This is a genomic window from uncultured Campylobacter sp., assembly GCF_938018035.1.
Lineage (GTDB): Bacteria > Campylobacterota > Campylobacteria > Campylobacterales > Campylobacteraceae > Campylobacter_B.
Genome location: NZ_CALIJF010000034.1, coordinates 1 through 6,989 on the forward strand (window position 1 = coordinate 1; position 6,989 = coordinate 6,989).

At 49.3% G+C, this 6,989-nt stretch carries 7 protein-coding genes and 1 pseudogene; all 8 read left to right on the top strand.

Annotated features, from left to right (window positions below):
* Positions 1 to 286: 286 nt before the first annotated feature.
* Positions 287 to 904 carry a TRIC cation channel family protein gene (locus Q0257_RS01115; RefSeq protein WP_298020489.1) on the top strand — a complete coding sequence of 206 codons (618 nt, stop codon included), beginning with the start codon at positions 287 to 289 and terminating at the stop codon, positions 902 to 904.
* Positions 901 to 2,070 (top strand): acetylornithine transaminase, encoded by a 1,170-nt coding sequence (locus Q0257_RS01120; protein WP_298020471.1) that lies wholly within the window; start codon positions 901 to 903, stop codon positions 2,068 to 2,070. The genes Q0257_RS01115 and Q0257_RS01120 overlap by 4 nt, the downstream gene beginning before the upstream one ends.
* Positions 2,037 to 3,158 carry an SAM-dependent methyltransferase gene (locus Q0257_RS01125; RefSeq protein ID WP_298020474.1) on the top strand — a complete coding sequence of 374 codons (1,122 nt, stop codon included), beginning with the start codon at positions 2,037 to 2,039 and terminating at the stop codon, positions 3,156 to 3,158. The genes Q0257_RS01120 and Q0257_RS01125 overlap by 34 nt, the downstream gene beginning before the upstream one ends.
* The gene (locus tag Q0257_RS01130; protein WP_298020477.1) at positions 3,158 to 3,490 is read left to right on the top strand and encodes a hypothetical protein; all 333 of its coding nucleotides are present in this window, start codon (positions 3,158 to 3,160) and stop codon (positions 3,488 to 3,490) included. Before Q0257_RS01125 ends, Q0257_RS01130 begins: the two co-directional genes overlap by 1 nt.
* Positions 3,483 to 3,857 (top strand): annotated as a pseudogene (locus tag Q0257_RS13030) (RsmD family RNA methyltransferase); the annotation flags it as partial. The gene Q0257_RS01130 and the pseudogene Q0257_RS13030, both read left to right, overlap by 8 nt.
* Complete coding sequence (locus Q0257_RS01135) at positions 3,855 to 4,916, top strand: RsmD family RNA methyltransferase (RefSeq protein WP_366517480.1); 1,062 nt, start codon at positions 3,855 to 3,857, stop codon at positions 4,914 to 4,916. The pseudogene Q0257_RS13030 and the gene Q0257_RS01135, both read left to right, overlap by 3 nt.
* On the top strand, positions 4,913 to 5,701 hold the full coding sequence (locus tag Q0257_RS01140; RefSeq protein WP_298020483.1) for a TIGR02757 family protein: 789 nt from the start codon (positions 4,913 to 4,915) through the stop codon (positions 5,699 to 5,701). Before Q0257_RS01135 ends, Q0257_RS01140 begins: the two co-directional genes overlap by 4 nt.
* 531 nt (positions 5,702 to 6,232) lie before the next feature.
* Positions 6,233 to 6,989: TSUP family transporter (locus Q0257_RS01145; RefSeq protein WP_298020486.1), on the top strand; the 757-nt coding region annotated here is incomplete at its 3' end.

Consider the following 6,989-nt stretch of genomic DNA (forward strand, 5'->3'; position numbering starts at 1 on the left):
GGCATTTATAAATTTCAAGAAATTTCAAGTCCAAATTTTATATTTGCGCGGAAGCGACGCTGTGTATTTTATCCGCGTAGAATTCTGCCGCGTAAAATTTTACCTAGCAAAATTATGTCTCGCAAAATTCTGCTGCGTAGATTTCAATTCGCCGCGCTCAAATTTTATCCGCCGCTCTGAAATTTATCTCACCGCACCTAAATTTCTCCAGCCTGTCGCGCTTTACCCAAATTTATATTTAGTTGTTGTAAAATGCGTTTTTAAAAGGATTTTAGCGGTTTGTGATATGAGTATTTTAGAGTTTACGGAGTGCGTAGGCATCGCTTCGGCGGCGCTGAGCGGGTTTTTATTCGGCGTAAAGAAGGGCTGCGATTGGCTTGGGATCTTTATCGCGGCGTTTTTGACTGCGCTTGGCGGCGGGATCATGCGCGACACCTTGGTAAGCCGCGAGATCTACTCGTTCACGCACTACGCGCCCGTAACCATCGTGCTCGCGGTAAGCGCCGTAGCCATTTTTGCCAAACTTTACGAGAACCGCGATTTGGAGGGTAAATTTTTATTTATTCTAACCGATGCGATCGACGTCGTAAGCTTTTCGATCGTAGGGGCGATGGTTGCGCTAAGCTATAATCATAACGTTTTCGGCGTGGTGCTGATCGCGTTTTGCAACGGCGTGGGCGGCGGTATTTTGCGCGACGTACTGCTGAACGAAGTGCCGTGGTTTTTGCATACGGGGCTTTATGGCACGATAAGCATGGGCGTGGGCTTAATATATTTCGTGCTTGATGGATTGGGGCTTAGCGGTGTAGTTTCGGTGCTTATTTTGCTGGTTTTAGGGGTTGCGTTTCGCATGGTGGCTTATTACAAATCTTGGCATCTGCCTAAAGTGGAGTATAAAAAATGAACTATTTGATGGATAATTTCGCGCGCGTAAACGTAGCGCTAGTAAGAGGCGAGGGCTCGATAGTCTATGATGAAGCGGGCAAGGACTACGTAGATTTTGGCGCGGGCATCGGCGTAAACTGCCTTGGGCACGCAAACGAGATCGTCTTAGAAGCGATCGGCACGCAAGCCGCGCAGATCATCCACGGCTCAAATATCTATAGAATTCTGCCCCAAGAAGCCCTGGCTCAAAAGATTAGCGAGCTTTTAGGCTATCGCAGCTACGCGGTGTTTTGCAACTCCGGCGCGGAGGCTAACGAAGCTGCGATCAAAATGGCGCGCAAATACGGCACCGTAAACTTCCCTAATAAGAAATTTGAAATTCTAACTCTGCGAAATTCCTTCCACGGTCGCACGCTAGCGACACTGCAAGCTACGGGGCAGGAGAAATTTCATCCGGAAATTTTTGCGCCTTATATGCCCGGGTTTAAATTTTTCGACGATATCGACGATATCATCGCGCATATCGATGAAAATAGCGTCGCCGTGATGATCGAGCTCGTTCAGGGCGAGGGAGGTATCAAGCCTCTGGATAAGGCGAGCGTGCAAAGGCTGGCGGCTGTTTTGAAAGAGAAAAAGCTACTTTTGATCACCGACGAGGTGCAGTGCGGCGTATATCGCACGGGCGAGTTTGCGACGTCGCAAATTTACGGCATCCGCCCCGACATCATCACCTTTGCCAAAGGTCTTGCGGGCGGCGTGCCGATCGGCGCGTGCGTGGCGCAGCAAAACATTTTCGCTCCGGGCGAGCACGGTAGCACCTTCGGCGGTAACTTTTTGGCGACCTCTACGGCGCTTGCGGTGCTTTCGCAGCTTCAGTTTTTAAAAGCGAGCGGCAAGCTTGATAAGACTATAAAAAGATTTATCAAAAAACTAGACGGGCTCGCCGCAGACTATCCTAGCCTGATCGAAAAGCGCGTGGGGCTCGGTCTGATGCAAGGCCTCGTGCTGCGCGATGAAAAAAATCTGAGCGAGATATTTAACAAAGCCCTGCAAAACGGACTTTTGATCCTAAAATCCGGCAAGCGCACTCTTAGATTTTTGCCTGCGTTAAATATCAAAAAACCGGAGATCAAAGAGGGTTTTGCGCGCCTATGCAAGAGCCTGGACGAGATAGTGTGGACGTGAAATTTAGCGATTTTTTCGAGGGCTGGCTAAACGAGAGTTACTACGCAAATGCCGCTAAAATCGGCAAGAGCGGCGATTTTTACACTGCCGTGAGCGTAGGAAGCTTTTTTGGGATATGCATCGCGCGCGAAATTTTACGCCTAAGCGCGGATTTTTGCGCGACGCAAGAGTTAAGCTTAGACGCGGCGGCGAACCCAGATAGGTCGCGGCAAAACCTTGCGGCGAGCGAGCTAAATTTAGACGCTGCGCCTGCAAAAAAGTCGCACGATAGCGCCAAAATCGCTATCGTAGAGATCGGCTCGCACGACGGGCGGCTGCTTTGCGACATAGCGCAAGCTATCTTTACGCTGGGCGGTGCGGCGGCGCTTGATAAATTTAGCTTTGCGATTATCGAGCCGCACGAGCGCCTGCGCGAGCTACAGCGGGCGAGCTTTGCGGAGAGCTTCAGCGACGAGATCGCGCTAAAGCATTTCACGAGCGCGCATGAGGCGAAATTTAAAGATGCGATCTTTGTGGCGAACGAGCTTTTCGACGCCTTTAAATGCGAGGCGGTGGACGGCGAAAATATGCTTTTTATCGAAAGCGGCGCGGCAAAATTTGCCCCCATAAAAGAACGCGAAATTTTGACCCTCGCGCGCAGATTCAGCATATCGCGCGGCGAAATCCCGGTAGGATACTTTCGCTTCGCCCGCGAAATTTGCGCCAGCGCGCAGCGGTTTTATTTCATAGCCTTCGATTACGGACAGATGGGCGCTAGCGGCGATTTTAGCCTGCGGATTTACCGAAACCACGAGATTTTTAGCTTCTTTGAGGTGCAAAACTTGAGCGATTTTTATGGCAAGAGCGATCTTACTTACGACGTAAATTTTGAAATTTTGCGTGCGGCGTTTGAGGACGCGGGCGTCGTGACGGCGGATTTTAAAAGACAGATCGCGGCTTTGATAGACTTCGGCGCGGCTGAGCTTTTAGATCTTTTTATGCAAAAAAGCGGCGAGAATGGCTATCATAACGCGCTTTTGCAGTTCAATCACCTGCGCGCTGAGTTTGGCGAAAAATTTAAGATGATAAAATTTAAAAAGGGGCTTTGATGAAAGCTTTTATCGATTGCGACTGCGAAATTTTGCAAAAGACGCTGGAGTTGTTTTTGAAGGACCATACCGTAAGCGCGCAGGATTGCGACTTTATAATAAGCGACGAGCTGCAAAGCTCGGCAAAACCGCTCTTTTTGATCGGCGAGGACGGAGATTTGGCGCTGCCGTTTTCCAAGCAGATGTTATTATCGACGCTAGAGGATTTTCAAAGCGAGTTAAAGCGAGATTTTAGCGAATGCGATACGGCGAGTGCGGAAGATGAAATTTGCGCGCTGTTTGATGAGTTTAAAGCAAAAATCATCGAAATTTTAAGAAGGCAAAATGGCTAAATTTTCCAAACCTGACGGCGCGCTCTTTACGCAAATTTCAAGCGGCATTTATAGGGGTAAAAAGCTTGCTCTGCCTGCGCTTTCGAGTACGCGCAGCACGAAAAGCATCGTAAAGGGCTCGTTTTTCGATACGTGGCGAGCGCAGTTGCGCGGCGCGACGTTTATTGAGTGCTTCGGCGGTAGCGGTGCGATGGCGCTTGAAGCGCTAAGCAACGGCGCAAAAAACGTTTATGCGATCGAAAAGGACGTCGCCGCGCATAAGATAATGCGGAAAAATTTCGAGCTTTTTAGGCTCGGTGCAAATGCGATTTTGGGCGATTGCTTCGAGCGACTACCCGAAATTTTGCACGAGCTGCAAGCGGATATGAACGGACGCTCGGGCGCGAATTCGCTAAATTTGAGCGGCAAAAATTTAGACAAAAACCGCGCTTCCGATGCCGCCTGCTGTGAGAATTTAAGCAGCGAAAAAGAGGGTTGTCGCAAAAGCTTTAGTAGCGTAGAGCAGGGCGAGGACAGATACCGCGGCACGCAAAGCGGCGTGAAAGATTTTGTAAAATGCGGTACGCAAAACAGCGTGTCTTACGGCACGCAAAATGGCGCGCAGGGCGGCACAAATGCTGATTGCGCAAGCGAGGGTTTTGGCGGTTGTGCCCAGATTGGCGATTATGCGGGCGCTTCTAATATAAAATACCGCGTGAATTCGCTAGCCACGGACGCCGCGAGCTTTGGCGAAAAGGTTGACAATAACTGCGCTTCGAAATACGACGCGAGCGGCACCGAGACCGTTAATTGCAACGTAAATTTAAGCTCAAAATGCGGCGAGAGCTCTAATTTTGACGCAAATCGCGGTACGGGCTTAGGCGCGAGCTGCGAAGAGAAAGAAATCTTAAATTTAGGCGAAAATTTTAACGCTAGCTACGGAGAAAATTTACATTCAAACGCAAATTTCATCTATGATTCAAGAAAAAATTCCACTGCGAATTCTAGTGGTAATTTTGGTGCTAGTTGCGAAGAAAATTCGCGCCCAAGCGTAAATTCAACCCACGGTTCAGGAAAAAATTTCGCCGCCAATTCCAGTGAAGATTTAGCCTGCGGTTTATGCGAAAGCCCTGCCGCAAATTCTAGCGAATGCTCTGCTGCAAATTCTAGCGAGAGCCATACTGCAAATTCCAGAGAAAATTCCGTATCTGATCCCGCGCGCAGAGTGTTTGTCTATCTGGATCCGCCGTTTGCGATCAGGCAGGGCTTTGGTGAGATTTACGAGCGGGTGCTGGCGCTGATAGCGCGCCTGGGCTCTGCGCAGTGCGAGCTGCTAATCGCGATCGAGCATATGAGCGAGCTTGAGCTGTCGCCTAAAATCGGCGATTTCGCGCTGCTTAAATCGCGTAAATTCGGCGCTACGACGATGAGTTACTACGCAAAATGAAAAGCTTAAAGCAAATTTTAGATTATTACGCCGATTTGAAAAATTGCGACGCGGATCTTTTCGGAGCGCCCGATCCGCTGCAGGTCGCAAAGCAACAACGAAACGACGTCTCGGCGCTTATCTGCGCGCTGTTTGCTTACGGGAGCGCGGCTCAAATTTTAAAATTCCTCCGCTCGCTTGATTTTTCGCTTTTGGACGCGAGCGATGAGCGCATAGCAGCGGAGCTTGCGGGCAAAAAATATAGATTTCAAAGCCCGCGCGACGTCGCTGAAATTTTTATAACTTTAAAGCGGCTTAAAAACAGCCTTAGCATCGAGGAGAGCGTGCTTTGCGGCATGCAAAAAAGCGGACGGATCGAGGATGGGATAAATTTTTTAATCAGCAAAATTTACAAATTAAATCCCTACCGCAGCCCGGGGTATGAGTTTTTTTTCGGGCGCGGCTTCTCGCAAAAGCCCACGTCGCCGTACAAGCGCTACAATCTTTTCCTGCGCTGGGCGGTGCGCGACAGCGACATCGATCTGGGGCTGTACAAAAAGATCGAAAAATCGCGCCTCCTCATCCCGCTCGATACCCACACGCATAAAGTTTCGCTTAAGCTTGGGCTGATCGATCGCAAGAGTTACGATTTTGAGGCGGTTTTGCAGCTTACGCAAAGCTTAGGACGCTTCGATCCGAGCGACCCTATCAAATACGACTTCGCGCTGTATCGCCTCGGACAGAGCGGCGAGATAGATAAAATTTTACCCGAACTGAGCGCGAGCCTCGGCAAAACTGCGAAGTAAGTCGGCGAAATTTTACCTAACACGCGCGATGAAATTTTATGAAGCTTTAGCGTGATTGCACGGCGGAATTTTGCGCTATTTTGACGCATAAATAGGGCTGACTTTATGGATTTTGCCGTACGTCTTGAGTACAGCGTGCCGAAATTTTATGGAATTTCGGCAAGAGATCGCTTCGTAAAATTTCACAAATTTTACGGATAGCCGCATAAATTTATAGGGCTGTCTTGCAGAATTTTGGTAAAATTCTGCCGCTTTGCGTTGCAAAAATTTTATGAAATTTTGCAGCTCGTGCGCGACGCGATAAATTGCATGGAGCTAAAACAGCAATCGCGCGGTAAATTTCATAAAATTTAAGCAGAGAGGCGCAGCAAAATCCGATATAATTCCGCGAAATTTTATAAAATTGCACGGAATTTTAGCAGGCGCTCGCATGCGTTTTACGGCGCATGGTGGTTTGCGATCGTAATTGCGCGGAATTTTTTGCAGACACTCGCGGGCGCCCGTCTGCGTAATTTGAAAAAAAGGACAAAAATGGAGCTTGAGCTTTGGCAGTTTGCGGTGCTTTTTGCGGCGGCGTTTTTCGGCGGATTTATCGACTCGATCGCGGGTGGCGGCGGGCTGATCTCGCTGCCTGCGCTGCTTGCCGTGGGCGTTCCGCCGCATGTAGCGATCGCCACAAATAGATTTCAAGGCAGTTTCGGAAGTTTCACCGCCGCTTTAAATTTCATCCGCAAGGGCTATGTCGATGCGGCGGAGATCCTGCGCGGCGTGATTTTTACGTTCGTAGGCGGGCTCGTCGGCGCTTATGTCCTGCTCCTAATCGATGCGAAATTCCTAAACTACCTCATTCCGATCCTACTGCTGGCGCTTTTCTTTTATATGATTTTTTCGCCGAACCTAGGCGAAGCGCCCGCCAAACCCAAGATGTCAAAAAAGAGCTTTTACGCGATTTTTGGGCTTGTTTTAGGGTTTTACGACGGATTTTTCGGCCCTGGTACGGGCTCGTTTTGGACGTTTGCACTCGTGGGAATTTTAGGGCTTTATATGAAAAAGGCGGTCGCACACACGAAAGTTTTAAATTTCACCTCAAACATCGTCTCTTTGGGCGTTTTTATCATCGGCGGGCAAATTTTATGGCTCGTCGGAGCGGTGATGGCGGTCGGACAGATCGCGGGCAGCTTCGCAGGCTCAAGCCTAGTGATGCGATGCGACGTAAAATTCGTGCGCAAGATGCTTCTGCTCGTCGTTGCCGCCACGATTTTAAAGCTACTTTACGGACTGATTGCAA

Excerpts from the sequence above, each read along its gene's own strand:
- Q0257_RS01125 (WP_298020474.1), top strand. The coding sequence starts at position 2,037 with ATGCAAGAGCCTGGACGAGATAGTGTGGACGTGAAATTTAGCGATTTT.
- Q0257_RS01130 (WP_298020477.1), top strand. The coding sequence starts at position 3,158 with ATGAAAGCTTTTATCGATTGCGACTGCGAAATTTTGCAAAAGACGCTG.
- Q0257_RS01135 (WP_366517480.1), top strand. The coding sequence starts at position 3,855 with ATGAACGGACGCTCGGGCGCGAATTCGCTAAATTTGAGCGGCAAAAAT.
- Q0257_RS01115 (WP_298020489.1), top strand. The coding sequence starts at position 287 with ATGAGTATTTTAGAGTTTACGGAGTGCGTAGGCATCGCTTCGGCGGCG.
- Q0257_RS01140 (WP_298020483.1), top strand. The coding sequence starts at position 4,913 with ATGAAAAGCTTAAAGCAAATTTTAGATTATTACGCCGATTTGAAAAAT.
- Q0257_RS01120 (WP_298020471.1), top strand. The coding sequence starts at position 901 with ATGAACTATTTGATGGATAATTTCGCGCGCGTAAACGTAGCGCTAGTA.